At 69.3% G+C, this 15,717-nt stretch carries 13 protein-coding genes; 6 read left to right on the top strand and 7 right to left on the bottom strand.

The features are described from left to right. On the bottom strand, nt 1-1,195 hold a 1,195-nt coding region (locus CCN56_RS11245), incomplete at its 3' end, for an ROK family transcriptional regulator (RefSeq protein WP_086826054.1). A gap of 56 nt (nt 1,196-1,251) precedes the next feature. On the opposite strand from CCN56_RS11245, the gene CCN56_RS11240 reads away from it, so the two are divergent. Continuing rightward, nucleotides 1,252-2,328, top strand: a complete 1,077-nt coding sequence (locus tag CCN56_RS11240; RefSeq protein WP_086826048.1) for a Gfo/Idh/MocA family oxidoreductase — start codon at nt 1,252-1,254, stop codon at nt 2,326-2,328. A 115-nt stretch (nt 2,329-2,443) separates the two neighbouring features. Here the strand turns inward: CCN56_RS11240 and CCN56_RS11235 are convergent, their stop codons facing one another. The 4 genes from CCN56_RS11235 to CCN56_RS11220 all read right to left on the bottom strand — a co-directional run bounded on the left by CCN56_RS11235 (nt 2,444) and on the right by CCN56_RS11220 (nt 5,189). After that, nucleotides 2,444-3,301 (bottom strand): fumarylacetoacetate hydrolase family protein, encoded by an 858-nt coding sequence (locus tag CCN56_RS11235; RefSeq protein ID WP_086826046.1) that lies wholly within the window; start codon nt 3,299-3,301, stop codon nt 2,444-2,446. A 137-nt stretch (nt 3,302-3,438) separates the two neighbouring features. After that, nucleotides 3,439-4,194 carry a YidC/Oxa1 family membrane protein insertase gene (locus CCN56_RS11230; RefSeq protein WP_086826044.1) on the bottom strand — a complete coding sequence of 252 codons (756 nt, stop codon included), beginning with the start codon at nt 4,192-4,194 and terminating at the stop codon, nt 3,439-3,441. 55 nt (nt 4,195-4,249) lie between these two features. Further along, nucleotides 4,250-4,546: a DUF6412 domain-containing protein gene (locus CCN56_RS11225; protein WP_107484129.1), complete on the bottom strand. Its 297-nt coding sequence runs from the start codon at nt 4,544-4,546 to the stop codon at nt 4,250-4,252. A gap of 103 nt (nt 4,547-4,649) precedes the next feature. Then, nucleotides 4,650-5,189: a helix-turn-helix domain-containing protein gene (locus CCN56_RS11220; protein WP_086826052.1), complete on the bottom strand. Its 540-nt coding sequence runs from the start codon at nt 5,187-5,189 to the stop codon at nt 4,650-4,652. Nucleotides 5,190-5,272: 83 nt separating this feature from the next. Here CCN56_RS11220 and CCN56_RS11215 point away from each other — a divergent pair, with 83 nt between their 5' ends. Next, nucleotides 5,273-6,640: an MFS transporter gene (locus tag CCN56_RS11215; RefSeq protein ID WP_086826042.1), complete on the top strand. Its 1,368-nt coding sequence runs from the start codon at nt 5,273-5,275 to the stop codon at nt 6,638-6,640. Here CCN56_RS11215 and CCN56_RS11210 read toward each other — a convergent pair. Next, nucleotides 6,629-7,453 (bottom strand): class E sortase, encoded by an 825-nt coding sequence (locus CCN56_RS11210; RefSeq protein WP_086826040.1) that lies wholly within the window; start codon nt 7,451-7,453, stop codon nt 6,629-6,631. The genes CCN56_RS11215 and CCN56_RS11210 overlap by 12 nt on opposite strands. Before the next feature lie 63 nt (nt 7,454-7,516). On the opposite strand from CCN56_RS11210, the gene CCN56_RS11205 reads away from it, so the two are divergent. After that, on the top strand, nt 7,517-8,512 hold the full coding sequence (locus tag CCN56_RS11205; RefSeq protein WP_086826050.1) for an SEC-C domain-containing protein: 996 nt from the start codon (nt 7,517-7,519) through the stop codon (nt 8,510-8,512). Nucleotides 8,513-8,596: 84 nt separating this feature from the next. After that, a complete protein-coding gene (locus tag CCN56_RS11200) occupies nt 8,597-11,734 on the top strand; it encodes a DUF3427 domain-containing protein (protein ID WP_086826038.1) in 3,138 nt (1,045 codons plus the stop codon). 26 nt (nt 11,735-11,760) lie between these two features. On the opposite strand, the gene CCN56_RS43100 is transcribed toward CCN56_RS11200, so the two are convergent. Continuing rightward, nucleotides 11,761-12,549 (bottom strand): hypothetical protein, encoded by a 789-nt coding sequence (locus CCN56_RS43100; RefSeq protein WP_179199796.1) that lies wholly within the window; start codon nt 12,547-12,549, stop codon nt 11,761-11,763. Between the two features lie 199 nt (nt 12,550-12,748). Between CCN56_RS43100 and CCN56_RS11190 the strand changes: the two genes are divergently transcribed. Both CCN56_RS11190 and CCN56_RS11185 read left to right on the top strand, forming a co-directional pair. Next, nucleotides 12,749-14,515, top strand: a complete 1,767-nt coding sequence (locus tag CCN56_RS11190; protein WP_179199795.1) for a DUF262 domain-containing protein — start codon at nt 12,749-12,751, stop codon at nt 14,513-14,515. Nucleotides 14,516-14,730: 215 nt separating this feature from the next. After that, entirely contained in the window at nt 14,731-15,216 is a 486-nt protein-coding gene (locus CCN56_RS11185) for a TrmO family methyltransferase (protein WP_086826032.1), read from the top strand. Nucleotides 15,217-15,717 lie beyond the last annotated feature (501 nt).

The raw sequence follows: 15,717 nt of genomic DNA, 5'->3' as shown, positions 1-15,717 counted from the left end.
GCCACGCCGCACCCTCCGCCACCGCGTCCCGGCCGGTCGCGAGGCCGACGGGGGTCGTCAGGCCGAGGCCGGCCAGGACCTCCCGCACCCCCTCCGCGAAGACCTCCGGCGCGGCGAGCACCACCCGCCCGCCCAGGAGGACCTGATCGATGTCGAGGAGCCGGACGAGGTTGGCCGCGCCCGTGCCCAGGATCCGCGCGGCCTCGGCGAGTTCGCCACGCGCGACCGCCGCCAGGCACAGGACCTCCAGGCAGCCGCGCCCTCCGCACCCGCACGGCGGCCCGTCGAGCTGGACGGTCTGGTGGCCGAGCTCGCCCGCCCCGGTCCTGTCCCCGCGCAGCGGCGCGCCGCCGAGGACGAGGCCGGCGCCGAGTCCCGTACCGAGGTGGACGTAGGCGAAGGAGCCGGGGGCGGCGGGGCGCAGGGCGAGGCCGAGGGCGGCGGCGTTGGTGTCCTTGTCGAGGACGACGGGCAGCCCGAGGCGCGCCGCCAGCTCGTCCCGTACGGGATGCCCGGCCCACTCGGGGAAGCCGGTCACCCGGCCGGGCACCCCGGCGCGGTGGTCCAGGGGCCCGGGCATGGCGAGGCCGACGCCGAGGACGGTGGCGCCGGTCGCGGCTCCGAGGGCGGGGGCACCCGTCGCGGCTCCGCGGACGGTGGCGCCCGTCGCGACTTCGCGGACGGTGGCGCCGGTCGCGGCTCCGCGGACGGTGGCGCCGGTCGCGGCTCCGAGGGCGGGGGCACCCGTCGCGGCTCCGAGGACGGTGGCGCCCGTCGCGGCTCCGCCCAGCAGCGCCCGTACCTCCTCCGTCACCGCGTCCAGGACCGGCCCCGCCCCCGCGCCGAGGTCCACGGGGCGGCGGCGGAGGGCGAGGACCGTGCCCGCGAGGTCGGTGAGGAGGGCCGTCAGCTCGTCGCGGTCGAGGTGGACGCCGACGGCGTACGCGGCGGAGGGCACCAGACGGAGGACCGTACGGGGCTTGCCGCCGGTCGAGGCGCGGTGGCCGGCCTCCACGGCGAGGCCCTCGGCCCGGAGCCGCGCGGTGATCTTGCTGACGGCCTGCGGGGTGAGCCCGGTCCGCTCGGCCAGTTCCAGGCGGCTGATCCCGGTCTCCCCCGCCGTGCGCAGCAGGTCGAGCACGAGCGCCGCGTTGGGACTGCGCGGGGCCGGTACCTGCGCGTTCTCTTTCCTCACTCCCCCATTGTGGCCGCTGCTTGCACTTTGGCAACAGCGTTGCTTAAGTGGAGGGCATGACCGCCCCGCTCCGCGTCGGACTCGTCGGCTACGGCCTCGCGGGCTCCGTCTTCCACGCCCCGCTGATCGCCGCCTCCGAGGACCTCGTCCTCGCCGCCGTCACCACCGGCAACCCCGAGCGGGCCGCCGAGGCCCGCGCCGCCCACCCCGGCGTCCGGGTCGCCGCCCGCCCCGAGGAGCTGTGGGAGCGGGGGGCGTCCGCCGACCTCGACCTGGTCGTCGTCGCCTCCCCCAACAAGACGCACGTCGCCGTCGCCACGGCCGCCCTGGAGGCCGGCCTCCCGGTCGTCGTCGACAAGCCGCTCGCCGGGACCGCCGCCGAGGCCCGCGCGCTCGCCGCCCTCGCCGAGGAGCGCGGCCTGCTGCTCTCGGTCTTCCAGAACCGCCGCTGGGACGCCGACTTCCTCACCCTCCGACGGCTCCTCGACGAGGGCGCGCTCGGCAAGGTCCAGCGCTTCGAGTCCCGCTTCGAGCGGTGGCGGCCGCAGCCCAAGGGCGGCTGGCGCGAGTCGGGGGCGCCCGAGGAGATCGGCGGGCTGCTGTACGACCTGGGCAGCCACGTCGTCGACCAGGCGCTCGTGCTCTTCGGGCCGGTGGTGTCGGTGTACGCCGAGTCGGACGTGCGCCGGCCGGGCGCCGAGGCCGACGACGACACGTTCCTCGCGCTCACCCATGCGAACGGGGTCCGTTCCCACCTGTACGTGAGCGCCACCGCCGCCCAGCTCGGCCCCCGCTTCCGGGTGCTCGGGCAGGGCGCCGGCTTCGTGAAGTACGGCCTCGACCCCCAGGAGGCCGACCTCCGCGAGGGGCTGCGCCCCGAGCCGGGTGCGGCCTGGGGCGTGGAGCCCGAGAGGCTGTGGGGCCGGATCGGGGCCGGGGAGTCGCCGCTGACCGGCGGCGGCATTCCGGTGGAGTCGCTGCCCGGCGACTACCCGGCGTACTACGCGGCCGTCGCCGCCGCGGTGCGCGGCACCGGCGAGAACCCGGTCACCGCGCACGAGGCGGCCGCCGCCCTCGACGTCCTGGAGGCGGCACGGCGGTCGGCCCACGAGGGCCGCGTGGTACCGCTGTGACCGCCTTCGAGGGACTGCCCGTCAGGCGCCCTTGAGCTCTGGGCCCGTCCGGCGGATCAGGGCCGGACAGGCTCTGGGGCCCGTCCGGCGGTCAGGCGCCCTCGACCGCTTGCCGTCAGGCGCCCTTGAGCTCCTGCCGCTGCCGGCCGAGGCCCTCGACCTCCAGCTCGACGACGTCACCGGGGCGCAGGTACGGCTTGGGCTCGGGCCGGCCCATGGCGACGCCCGCGGGCGTACCGGTGTTGATGACGTCGCCCGGGTACAGGGTCATGAACCGGCTGACGTACCGGACGACCTCCGCGACCGGGAAGATCTGGTCCGAGGTGTGGCCGTCCTGCTTGAGCTCGCCGTTGACCCACAGCTTCAGGCCGAGGTCCTGCGGGTCGGGCACCTCGTCGGCGGTGACGAGCCAGGGGCCGAGCGGGTTGAAGGTCTCGCAGTTCTTGCCCTTGTCCCAGGTGCCGCCGCGCTCGATCTGCCACTCGCGCTCGGAGACGTCGTGGGCGACGGCGTACCCGGCGACGTGCGCGAGGGCCTGCTCGTCGGTCTCCAGGTAGCGGGCGGTGCGGCCGATGACGATCGCGAGCTCCACCTCCCAGTCGGTCTTCACCGAGCCGCGCGGTACGAGCACGGTGTCGTCCGGGCCGACGACGGTGTCGGCGGCCTTGAGGAAGACGACGGGCTCGGCGGGGGTGGCCTGACCGGTCTCGGCGGCGTGCCCGTGGTAGTTGAGCCCGATGCACACGACCTTGCCGATCCGGGCGACCGGCGGGCCGACGCGCAGCCCGGTGGCGTCGAGCGCGGGCAGCACGCCGGCGGCCGCCGCGCCCCGGATGCGGTCGAGGGCGGAGGCGTCGGCGAGCAGACTGCCGTCGATGTCGTCGACGAGGGTGGACAGGTCTCGGAGCGTTCCGTCCTGGTCGAGCAGGGCGGGACGCTCGGCTCCCGCCGGACCGACACGCAGCAGCTTCATGGTCTTCTCCCTGTGGTCGAGGTGGGCCCGGAAGGGCCCTGAGGGTGCCCCGGCCGATGGAGTGCGGCCATCGGAGGATTGGTCGATCCTCCGAGAGAACGGGTCAGTCTGCAAGACCCCGTTCACACACTGGACCCTTACGCGGGAGTAACCAGGGCCGCCTGAGGCATGTCCCGGTAGAGGAAGGCCCGCTCGACAGCGGTCCAGGTGGTGCTGGTGACGATGTAGAGCGCGGCGGCGAGCGGCACGACCGCGACGGAGATCAGGGTCGCGAAGGAGAGCAGCGGCAGGTACCGGGCCATGCCCGCGGCCACCGCGGCCCCCGGCTGGCCGGGGTCCACGGCGACCGGCGCCGGCTGCCGCCCGGCCCGGCGATAGTTGTACGTGGCGACGGCACCGACGATCGCGAAGAGCACGAGGTAGACCAGGCCGGCGGGCCCGAAGACGCCGCCGTGGGCGAGGGCGTCGGCGTAGTGGTCGCCGAGCGGCGCGGCGAAGAGGCTGTGCCCGGCCATCCGCCCGCTGGAGAAGAGGTGGAACATCAGGAAGAACGCGGGGGCCTGGAGCAGGCTGGGCAGGCAGCCGGCGAGTGGCGACACCTTCTCCTCGGCGTGCAGCTCCATGATCGCCTTCTGCATCCGCTCGGGGTTCTTGGCGTGCTTCTTGCGGAGGGCGGCGAGCTGCGGGGCGAGCCGGGTGCGGGCCTTCTGGCCGCGTGCGGCGGCGCGGGAGAGCGGGTGGATCGCAAGCCGTACGAGCAGGGTGAAGAAAACGATCGCGGCGGCCGTGGCGGTAGTGGCGAAAAGCGGCTGGAGCAGGTCGGCGAGCTGCTCGACCAGGGAAGCGAAGACGTTCAAGGGAGCCCTCCGTGGGGTCTCGTCGTGCCGGGGCATGGGAATTCGGCATGACGGATCCGCGAGAGGTGCTTGAACGTGCTGGGCAGGCTCCCTACGCGGCCGTCGGGAGGGGACGGCCGGGAGCGCGGGGTCTGCGGCGCCCGGCGGCGTCGGGATCGCGCTGGGGCAGGAAGGCGGTGCGCCGCTCGCGGTCGCGTATGGCGGTGCGGACGGCGTGGGGCTGCACGGCGGGGGCCGTGCGGGCGCCGAAGAGGGCGAGGACGAGGCCGGTCGCGGCGAGGGCGAAGGCGGCGGAGAGACCGCCGCCGTCGGAGAGGAGCAGGTCGGCGAGGGCGAGCAGGAAGAACAGCGGCGCGACGATACGCAGAACCAGGGCCCTGATGGTCATCCGACGCCACCTCCTCTCGACCTGGGTCGGCCGTCCGTCGGCCGTCTGTCGATCGTCTCAGGAGGAGGACGCACGGGAAGACCGGGAAGTTCCCGCGCCTCGCTCACGAGTTCGCGTACTCCAGGGGGACGAGGAGGCGGCGGGGCCGGAGGAGGGCGCGGCTGACGGGATCGGCGGGGTCCGGGTCGACCCCGGCGCCGGGCCGCATCTCGATGTCGGCGGGGGGCACGGGGATCCGGCAGGCCGGGCACTCGCCGTACGGTCCGAGCTCCGTGCCGCAGTCGACGTGGTGGAAGTGGCGCACGGGCACGGCGCCGGGCAGCTCCTCGCGCCCCCACCGCCCGAGCGCGCGCAGGACGGGCCAGAGGGCGAGGCCGCGCTCGGTGAGCACGTACTCGTCGCGCGGGGGCGACTCCTGGTAGCGGCGCCGGTCGAGGACGCCGGCGTCGACGAGGGACTGGAGGCGGGCGGCGAGGACGGCGCGGGGGATGCCGAGGTGGACGAGGAAGTCGTTGTAGCGCCGGACGCCGTAGAAGACGTCGCGGACGACGAGCAGGGTCCAGCGTTCGCCGACGACCTCCAGGGCGCGGGCGATGGAGCACTGCTGCTGGGAGTAGTCCTTGCCGAGAGCCATGGGGTCCATCGTACCCACCATGAGTTCAATGAACGAACTTTGCTGCTACCGTAAGGTTCATTCACCGAACCTAAGAGGTGGAGGTCCCTGCCATGCCCACACTCGCCACCACGGCCCGCACCGCACCACCCACCCGCGCCGGCCTCCCCCGGGCGACCCTCGCCGTCACGGCCGCGGCCACCGCGGTCGCGCTGATGAACTACACGGCCCCGATGCTGACCCTCCCGGACATGGCCGCCGCGTTCGGGACTCCGGCCTCGGCGCAGGCCTGGCTGCTCAACGGCACCCCGCTCGGCCTGGCCGTCCTCCTCCTGGTGGCGGGCAGCCTCGCGGACGCGCACGGACGGCGCCGGATCTTCCTCCTGGGCACGCTCACGCTCGGCCTCACCACGGCGCTCGGCGCCTTCGCCGGCTCGACGCTCACCTTCACCGCGGCCCGGATCGCCCAGGGCGCGGCGAGCGCGGCCGTCCTGGCGGGCAGCCTGGGCCTCCTGGCCCACGCGTACCCGGCGGGCCGGGACCGGATCAGGGCGACCGGCATCTGGGGCGCGTCGGTCAGCGGAGGCATCGCCCTGGGCCCCCTGCTCGCGGGGGCGCTGAGCCTGGCGGACTGGCGCCTGGCGTACGGGACGCTGGGGGCGGCGGCGCTGGCGATCGCGGGGGCAGGGGCACGGACGCTGCCGAAGGAGGCGAAGCCCTCAAAAGCACCTCGCCCGGACATGGCCGGAGCCCTGGCCCTCGGCCTGTCCCTGACGGCGCTGCTCACCGCCCTCACCCTCGGCCGGGACGGCTGGCTGCGCCCCCAGGTGGGCCTCCTGCTCCTGGCATCGGCCGCTCTGACGACGCTGTTCGTGATGGTGGAGCACCGAAGCCACACCCCCATGATCGACCTGACGCTGCTGCGGAGGCCCGCGTTCCTGGCGTCGACGCTGGGGGCGCTGTTCACGGGCCTGGCGGTGATCGGCCTGTTCAGCGTGGTGCCGGCACTGCTCCAGAGCGGGGCGGGGATGTCACCACTGGCCTCGGCGTTGCTGTTCCTCCTCTGGTCGGGCACGGCGTTCGTGGCGGCGCTGCAGGCGCGCCGCCTGGCGGGCCGGCTGTCCGCCGCGTACCAACTGGCCACGGGCTTCACCCTGTCGGCGGCGGGCATCCTCGCCCTCCTCGGCGGCCTGGAAGGCCCCTGGCCGCGTCTCCTCCCGGGCCTCCTGGTGGCGGGCGCGGGCAGCGGCCTCCTGAACGCGGCACTGCCCCGGCTCGCGGTCGACTCGGTACCGCCGGAGCGGGCGGCGATGGGCTCGGGCGCCAACAACACCGCCCGCTACATCGGCTCCTCGGCGGGGGTGGCCCTGACCCTGGCCCTGGTGAAGACGGACCCGAACACGGCACTGCTGGTCTCGGCGGGACTGGCGGCGACAGGAGCGGCGCTCACGCTCGTACTGGGACGCGGATCATCTCGTTGACACGAGCTTCGCCCAGACGACGAGCCGATAGGTGCTGGTGAACTCGGGGGTGCAGGTGGTCAGGGTGAGATAGGCGCCGGGAGCGTCGTACCCGTAAGAGGGCTTGACGAGGGACCGAGGCACGGCCCGAAGAACCCCCACATCACGGGGAGAGGTCGAGGCCAACACAAGATCGACGCGATAGACGTAGGTACGCGCCCGCGTACGCACGGAAATCTCATCCCCGGGGGCGAGTCGATTGAGATACCTAAAAGGCTCACCGTGCGTGTTCCGATGCCCGGCCAGCGCAAAGTTCCCGACCCGTCCGACCCCACCTGTGCCGGGATAGTGCCCGACGTACCCCTTGTCGAGCACGGACCGCTTGGAGACGCCTTCGGCGACGGGGACGGTGAGCCCGAGCCGGGGGATACGGAGGACGGCGAAGGCGGCGGAAGGGGGAGGAGCGGAAGGCGCGGTCGCACGCGGAGGGCGGGACTCGACACCGTCCGGGGAGCCGCCCCCACCCCCCACCTCGGCGACGGGCTCACCGGAGAGGCCACCGGAAAGGTCACCGGACGGCTCGGGGAACGGCTCGGGGAACGACTCGGGGGACGGAGAGACGTCCCACTCCCGCTCCAGGACGCGCACCTGCTCGCGGGCCTCGGCGCGGGCCTCCCGGTTGGTCCACCAGAGCTGATGGACGACGAGAAGCAGGATGAGGACCCCGCAGGTGACGGCGGTCTCGGCGCCCAGCCACAGCGCGCGTGCGCCCGTACGAGATCGTCCTCGCCCCTGGACGACGACCGGCACCCGCTCCCGCTGCGTGATCCGCACGCGGGGCACGATAAGCGCTGAGGTGCCAACTCTCCAGGCCCGTACAGCAGTACGGTGAAGGGCATGCGCCCTGACACGCCTGCCGCCCACACCACCGAAGCCGAGCGTCTGCTGCGCACCGCAGCGCAGTACCCGGGAGACCGGGAGCCCCTCTACCTCCAGGCCGCGGCCCACCGGGAACTGGCGGGAGACCGCGAGGGCGCGACGGCCCTGTACGACGAACTCCTCTCCGGGGAGCCCGCGAACCCGCACCTGATCAGGGCGCTGAAGGCGGCGAACCTGTGGGAGTACGGCCACGAGGCCGAGGCGCGGGCGATCATCGACGGCATCCGGCGGACGAAGCCGTCGGACGCGACGGCCTGGGAGATCACCGCGGAAACACTGGAAGCACACGACGAACTGGAAGCGGCGGAGTCGGCCCTCACGGAAGCGGCAACCCTCCTGGCGGGTCCGGAAGACCTCCCCCACGCAACCCAATCGCTCCTGATCACCCGCCACCGAATCCGCCGCATGCTGGCCCGGGACCACGACGCCTGGGACGTCCGGGCGGACCGCCTGCACACGGGCACGGTGGGCCTTGACGAACTCCACGACCCGAAGCGCCTGTGGTCGCTGGGCTCCTCGGACCCGGCGGAACTCCAGGCGGAGATCACCCGCCTCCGCTCGGAACTGGGCACCTACCGCACGGCCCTCTCCCGCCCCTTCCCGGTCGCGGTCCTCCACTGGCCGGAACGGGAACTGGACGAGCTCCTGGCGGCGTACCCGGAACTGGAGGCGGAGTACCCCACGTACCGAGCCCACCTGACAGACATCGAAGCCTCCCTCCGCGAACTGGCGGCCGCCGGCACCCCCAACCTGGGCATCGTCCGAGCCACGGTCCCCTCCTACGAAGCCTTCGCCGCCTCGGAATCCACCCACCCCTCCAACGCGGACCTCCTGCCCCAGTACGCGACGACCCTGGCGGCCCGGGGCCGCGCGACTGCCTGGCCTCCGGCCAGGACGGCAGAGTGCTGGTGCGGCTCGGGGCGGGCGTACGGGGAGTGCCACGGGGCGGAGTGATCAGCGCACCGGGCTCACGCATCACCGAGAGTTTGTCGGTGGCGCCTGATACCAATGGTGCGGTTGATCAGGGAGGGGAAAACGATGAGCGAGCTGTCGGACTCCAGCGGGCCGGTTTCGGGTCTCTACGAGCAGTTGATAACCCTGCGACTCGAAGCACAGCTCAAGGAGCTCACAGATCGTGGTCGGCATGCGATCGACGACGCCGTCGGCCCCGAGTCTTCCCCCCGCGTCCTTGCCCAGCACGTGTCCGACACAGTGCGCCGCATCCTGGAGCGGCTGCCTGCCTCAGAGCACGTGCATGCGGCCAATCACATCCTCGAATCGATGAACACCATCGAGGGCGCCCGTGAATGGGTCGAGCTCGTCGCCGATGGCCCACGCCAGCTCCTTGCGGTCGCGGAGCAGGAGGCCCAGGGCGCGTACCGGATTCGCCCTGCGACCCCGTTGGCGGAGGCCGCCCTCCTCACCAATGCACCGGAAGACCCCAGCCTCGGATTCGAGCTGCGGGCAGAGCTGGCCACGGCTGACCGCGTCGACCTCCTCTGCGCCTTCGTGAAGTGGCACGGTCTGCGGGTCATCGAGCAGTCGCTCGAAGCAGCTCATGCGCGGGGCGTCCCGATCCGGGTCATCACCACGACCTACATCGGGGCGACCGAACGGCAGGCCCTCGATCGTCTCGTCCAACGCTTCAACGCCGAGGTGAAGGTCAACTACGAGCTCCGGTCGACCCGCCTCCACGCCAAGGCCTGGCTGTTTCGCCGGGACAGCGGATACGACACGGCGTACGTCGGTAGCTCCAACCTGTCGAAGGCAGCGCTCCTCGACGGACTGGAGTGGAACGTCCGCCTGTCCTCGGTCGCAACACCAGATGCCGTCCGCAAGTTCGAGGCGACCTTCGACTCCTACTGGAGTGACCCCGCTTTCGAGGCGTACGACCCCGATCGCGATGGCGCGCGGCTCAGCGAAGCGCTCCGGGTGGCCGGCCACGGCAAGAGCGCAGCACCAGACCAGCCGATCACGCTCTCAGGTCTGGAAGTACGGCCGTACCCGCACCAGCGGGACATGCTGGAGCGCCTCCAGGTGGAGCGCGAGGTCCACGACCGGCATCGGAACCTCCTCGTGGCCGCAACGGGCACGGGCAAGACCGTCATGGCCGCACTGGACTACAAGCAGCTTCGGCAGCAGCACGGCCGCGACCTGCGGCTGCTGTTCGTCGCTCACCGGCAGGAGATCCTGCGCCAGTCACTGCGCACCTATCAGGACGTGCTCGTGGACGCCAACTTCGGGGAGGAGTTGCACAGCGGGCTCGAACCTGCCCGGTGGCAGCACGTCTTCGCGAGCGTGCAATCGCTGAACACGCAGAGGTTGGAGCAGCTGTCCCCGGACCACTTCGACGTCATCGTCATCGATGAGTTCCACCACGGCGTCTCCTCGACCTACCGGCGGATCATCGACCACTTCCGTCCCGTGGAGTTCCTGGGCCTCACCGCGACTCCGGAGCGCATGGACGGCCGAAACGTCCAGGACGAGTTCTTCGACGGACGCATCGCGGCGGAGATGCGCCTGTGGGAGGCGCTGGAGAACGACCTTCTGAGCCCGTTCCACTACTTCGGAATCTCCGACACCACCGACATGAGCGCTGTCGCATGGAAGCGCGGGGCCTACGACTCGGCGGCGCTCAGCGATCTGTTCACGGGCAATGACGCCCGAGCCCGGCTCGTCGTTCAGGCCGTACGGGACAAGGTGGCGAACCCGGGAGCCATGCGTGCTCTCGGTTTCTGCGTCTCCGTAGCCCATGCCACCTTCATGGCGGACTTCTTCCAGCGCGCCGGTCTCAAGGCAGCGGCCCTGTCCGGCGAAACGCCCCGAGAACAGCGCAAGGCCGCCTTGGACGCCCTTCGCGCCGGTGAGCTCCAAGTGATCTTCTCGGTCGACCTGTTCAACGAAGGCTTGGACATCCCGGATGTCGACACCCTCCTCCTGCTGCGCCCGACCTCCAGCGCCACGGTCTTCCTCCAGCAGCTGGGCCGAGGGCTGCGCCGCACGCAGAACAAGGCCGTCCTCACGGTGTTGGACTTCATCGGACAGCACCGCAAGGAGTTCCGCTTCGAAGAGCAGTTCCGCGCCCTGACCAACCTGACGCGCAACCGTCTCCTCACCAACATCGAGCACGACTTCCCCCAGCTGCCGTCCGGCTGCCAGATCATCCTTGAGTCGAAGGCCAAGGAACTGATCATCGACAACATCCGCAGCCAGATCAGCGTCAACGTCACGCAGCTCGCACAGGAGGTCAGGCGGTACGGCGAGCAGCAGCTCTCGGCATACCTGCACGAGAGCGGTCGGGAACTGAAGGAGATCTACCGCGGCAACGGCAACTCTTGGACGGGTCTCCTCCGTCGCTCGGGGTTGCTGCCGATGGATGCCCCGGAGGGCGAGGAGGCGCTCCTCAAGCGCGTATCCGCTTTCCACCACGCCGACGACCCCGAACGAATCGCCGCGTACTCCACGCTCCTTGAGGACGACGCCCCTCGCTACAGCGATCTGAGCGAGCGCGAACAAGCTTTCGCTCGCATGCTCTACTTCTCGCTCTGGCCTCTCAGCGGCTTCACCAGCTACGAGGACGGACTGGAGTCACTCCGCCCGCAGCACGCCTTCCGGAGCGAACTCCGCCAGGTGCTGGCCCACGCCCTGGACCGGCTCGACCACGTCCCGATCGGCTTGGACGGCTCGCTCGCCGACCTCCCCCTCACCGTCCACGCCTCCTACAGCCGCGAGGAAATCCTCCCCGCCCTGGGCCAGTCCTTCGTCAACCGCGATGTGCCCGGCCACTTCCGCGAGGGCGTGAAGTGGTGCGAGAACATCAACACCGACGCTCTCTTCATCACCCTCGAAAAGGACGAGAAGGACTTCTCTCCCCAGACGCGTTATCACGACTACGCCCTGAGCGAGCTGCTCTTCCACTGGGAGTCCCAGAACCGGACGTCGGATACGTCAGCAACGGGTCGCCGCTACCAAACCCACAAGGCAGACGGCTCCCACGTCCTCCTCTTCGTCCGCCGCTACAAGAAGACCGACATCGGCGGACCCCAGCCGTGGATGCTCCTGGGCCCGGCCGAGTACGTCGAACACACGGGCAACAAGCCCATGGGGATCACCTGGAAGCTACGCCACGAGCTCCCCGCCGACGTGTGGACGTACTCGACCATCGCAGCGGGCTGAAGCCACGGCGGACGTGGGCCGGCTGCCTACTCAGTCGGCCCCGTCACCCCCTCGACGACCTGGGTAATCTCCTTGACTACCCCTGAACCTGCCTCAATCGCCGTCTGCAGCTGTGTCGTGCCCGTGGCAAGGAGTGCTGATGCCGCGACGAACGCCACGAATCCGCGCCGCCACCTCCCCCCGGTCTCCAGATCCTGACCCGTCAGCCCCGTGGACGCTTGCGCAATGGACCCGATGACCGAGGTGGCCTCGCGAGAGATCCGAGCAGTACCGAAGAGGGAAGCATTGTCAATCAGCCACAGGAGGTGCCTGATCTGAGCCGCGATCTCGTCCCGCATAGCGGGTGCAAGCTCATCGTCCGGGGTCTGCGCCAACAGTTCGATCCAGGAGTCGCAGCTCTCCCTCAGGCTATCCAGGTTAGATCCGGCAGGAGCAGAGCAAGTGCCTCCCAGCACGCTCTGAAGCAGGTCGGCCGCGGACGCCAAGTGATCCAGGGTCTCCTGCGTCACCAACGAACGGGCCGGACGGCCCGAATCTACCCAGCTCAGATCGGGTTGAACGACAGACGTCCACCACTGCGGAAAGTAGCGAGAATACCGATTCCGCTGCGCCTCGGGCAGGGCGTGGAGGTGCTGAATGGTCTCCGCAAGAAGGCCGGCGACCTCGGCATGTCGGCGGGCGAATTCAGACGATCCCCACTCCACACCGAGCGCTTCGACCCACCCGCTCCGGAAGTCCTTCGCCCCCGACTCCCACACCTGCACAAGAATCTCGTGCAAACCATGGGCGCTCGTACCGGGAATCTGCGTCTCCATCCCCCACCCTCGCATCCTGGACAGCAAGAAGAAACGAAGCTACCAGACACCTGGCGACAGAGCGGACAGCTCGTCCACAGACAAGCCACTTCAAGGTCAATTCGCCATAAAACGCACACCTCTTGACTTATTTTGCGCCACTCGCAATGCCTGGACCGCCTCACGAGATAACCTCTGGCGAGACTTGGAGAGGAACAGCATGGCCATCATCAAGAACGCCGCCCGCCAGACGCTCGGCCAGCTCATCGGAGCCAACAACCCGCCGGTCGTCGTGCCAGATGACAGCCAACGCCAGTATGCCTGGGGAAAGCGCGAAGTAGACACATACTGGGACGACATTCAGAAATTCATGCGGGCGCGGCGGACGGGAATCCAAGCCTCTTCCGAATACTTCATCGGCCCTATCGTCACCATCACAGACGATAAGATCACGACCCGGTCTCTCCTTGACGGCCAGCAGCGCCTCACCACGTCAACCATCCTGATCGCAGCGATCAGAGACACCCTGGGAACCATGGCCTCGACCGAGGCCAGAGTCATAGCAAACAACATCCAGCGCGACTACATAGCACGCCGTGACGGCCGACACTCACACCCCCAATACTTCCTCACCCTCTCGCTCTTTGATCGAGATTTCTTCAAGGACTACATCCAGAACTGGAATGAGACAACTGGCAGGATGGCTGCGACAGAGCAGCCCTCTCGCCCCTCACACACACTCATCAAGGACTCCTACGCGTCCTTCAAGGCACACATCGCCAAGGCCTTGGAATCCATCTATTCCGAGGAAGATCGCCTTGACTGGCTAGACGAGCTGGCCGATTGCCTCGTAAAGGGCCTGGTATTTGTTGAAGTTCAAACGCCTACGTCCAGCGATGCCAACGAAGTTTTCGAGACCATCAACTCTCGCGGCAAGGATCTCTCGACCGTAGACCTCGTCCGCAATTTCCTCATGGAAAAGAGCCGGAACGACGAAGAGAAGGAGAGAGTAAACAACGCCTGGCGATCCCTACTCGACGGATTCGACCGACGCGAGGACATAGAGAAGTTCCTGCGACACTTCTGGGTTGCGCGACACGGCGACGTGCGATCGCATAGTCTTTACACTACCATCCGCGAGGAACTCACTTCCCGATTCGAGGCAGTCGCTCCCCGATACGAGGTGCGCACCTTCGCGGCAGAACTCCAGAATGCATCCGGCCGATACATCGAACTCATCACCTCGAGCACGGGAATCGAATCGCTCGACGGCCTGCTGGACGAGGTGAAAAGCCTGAGCGCCGACGCCGCTTACCCCCTCCTTCTGGCCATCTCCGAGAAGGCTCCATACAACGAGATGGTCAGGGTCACTCAAGCCCTCATCAGCTACTACGTCCGCTGGACGGTTGTGGGCCGGCGCGAGTCGACGCTGCTCGAAGAGAAACTGTTCGGTCTAGCCAAGGAAGTCAGCGCGGGTCTCGCCACGGCGGCAGCCTTCGATCAGATCACCACCTGGACCCCTGATGATGCAACGTTCCAGTCCGACTTCGCTCAGGCTCCCATCCCACGGAGCACCCAGGCCCGATACCTGCTCACCGTCATCGAGCAGCATCTGAGGCGGAATGCGGACGTTGACGACGTCGTCGTCGCAGGTGCGACCGCCGTGCACGTCGAGCACATCTACCCCAAGAGCCCGGAAACCGATTTCCGCCTCGATGAGCACTCCACATGGATCAACCGGCTCGGGAATCAGACCCTGCTGCATGGCCGAAAGAACCGGGTTGCGTCCAACAAGGCGTACCCGGAGAAGGTCAACGCCTATAGCTCCTCCTCTCTCCTGATCACGCGGGAGTCTGGAATTGAACGACTCTGGGACTTCGAAGGAGGTGGTTGGCGCCCACTCGGCATCGAGGAGCGTCAGGCAGACCTGGCCAAGATCGCCGTCGCCGTATGGCCGGTCGGTGCACGGAGTGAAGGAGCTCTCTGACATCGACCAGGCGAGGGCTCACAGGCTCACCCCATTGATGCCCCACTCACGAAAGGACTCACCACGCGGACAGCCCTCCCCCTTCCGCAACCGCGGAATCGCCTCTGTCTCCGAGGTGGACGAGTGCGCCCGGGTCGCACTTCGACGAGTAACCTGACGGTACCGAAGCCACCGAACCCCCAAGTGGCGTTGTCTATAAGGGAGAAGGGCAGGCGATGTCTTCACAGTTCATCGAGGTGCCGGTCATCGCCGATGTCGTCGGAGGCCATACGGGACGGCTCGACGACTTCAAGAGCGGCGTGGAATCGGTCATCCGCCTGCGGCCGGAGTTCCCCGTGGAAACCCTGCAAGGCATCGAGGAGTTCTCCCACCTCCAGGTCACGTGGTTCTTCAACCTCGGATCCCCGGACGATGTCGCACTTCACGCACGCAGCCCCCGCGATAACCCCGCCTGGCCGGCGACCGGCACCTTCGTTCACCACAACCATCGGCGTCCGGCCCGGCTGGCCACTTCCTTCCCGAGACTGCTCAAGGTCGACGGGCGCGACCTGCACGTCGCGGACCTCGACGCCGACGACGGCACTCAGGTCGTCGATCTCGTGGCGGTCTTCCAAGAAATGCTCCCCCGTGGGCCCGTCACTCAGCCGGCGTGGCCGGGCGAGATGCTCGCGGACTACTGGCGGGACGCCTCCGAACGCTGAGGAACGAGCAGTGGCGTTCAGCACAACAGTCGACCTCAAGGAGTGAAGTCGGCCCCTTGGGGTGGGCGTGCTTCGTGGGCTTCTGGTGGGACCGCCGTCTGCTGGTCGGGATTCAGGCCCCGCTGGTCGCTCCCGGTGGGGGTTGGGCGGGTCTCGGGCGAGGAAACGTGCAACCGCTCCCACCAGGGGAGGCGGAATGCCCGGCATGTCGACATTCTTCCCCTTCGGTTACCGCGAGTAGATGCAGGTCATTCGCGCGCCAGCCCTCTCCACCCCCGGCTACGCTCTCCCTGCCCCCGGGTGCTGACAAGCTTGGGGAATAGACCGGTGGCCACGTCCACCTAGCTCCTCCTCTGGAGCGGGGTCCGTCTCATGGCGGGTGGTCGCCGGCACCCCATTCCATCCACCGGGAATGACCAGCGGGGCCTGAAGCCCGACCATCCGACGGCCGTCAGTCGCTGATCCGGCCCGGGCCGCCCCATTCGACTGCCGCGCACCCCC

It is taken from the genome of Streptomyces sp. NRRL B-24572 (assembly GCF_002156145.1).
GTDB classification, from domain to species: Bacteria; Actinomycetota; Actinomycetes; order Streptomycetales; family Streptomycetaceae; genus Streptomyces; species Streptomyces vietnamensis.
This window is presented reverse-complemented; position numbering and strand designations above follow the sequence as displayed.

Coding starts and splice junctions, on each gene's coding strand:
- CCN56_RS11240 (WP_086826048.1), top strand. CDS start 1,252: ATGACCGCCCCGCTCCGCGTCGGACTCGTCGGCTACGGCCTCGCGGGC.
- CCN56_RS11215 (WP_086826042.1), top strand. CDS start 5,273: ATGCCCACACTCGCCACCACGGCCCGCACCGCACCACCCACCCGCGCC.
- CCN56_RS11190 (WP_179199795.1), top strand. CDS start 12,749: ATGGCCATCATCAAGAACGCCGCCCGCCAGACGCTCGGCCAGCTCATC.
- CCN56_RS11225 (WP_107484129.1), bottom strand. CDS start 4,546: ATGACCATCAGGGCCCTGGTTCTGCGTATCGTCGCGCCGCTGTTCTTC.
- CCN56_RS11185 (WP_086826032.1), top strand. CDS start 14,731: ATGTCTTCACAGTTCATCGAGGTGCCGGTCATCGCCGATGTCGTCGGA.
- CCN56_RS11230 (WP_086826044.1), bottom strand. CDS start 4,194: ATGCCCCGGCACGACGAGACCCCACGGAGGGCTCCCTTGAACGTCTTC.
- CCN56_RS11220 (WP_086826052.1), bottom strand. CDS start 5,189: ATGGACCCCATGGCTCTCGGCAAGGACTACTCCCAGCAGCAGTGCTCC.
- CCN56_RS11205 (WP_086826050.1), top strand. CDS start 7,517: ATGCGCCCTGACACGCCTGCCGCCCACACCACCGAAGCCGAGCGTCTG.
- CCN56_RS11200 (WP_086826038.1), top strand. CDS start 8,597: ATGAGCGAGCTGTCGGACTCCAGCGGGCCGGTTTCGGGTCTCTACGAG.
- CCN56_RS11235 (WP_086826046.1), bottom strand. CDS start 3,301: ATGAAGCTGCTGCGTGTCGGTCCGGCGGGAGCCGAGCGTCCCGCCCTG.
- CCN56_RS43100 (WP_179199796.1), bottom strand. CDS start 12,549: ATGGAGACGCAGATTCCCGGTACGAGCGCCCATGGTTTGCACGAGATT.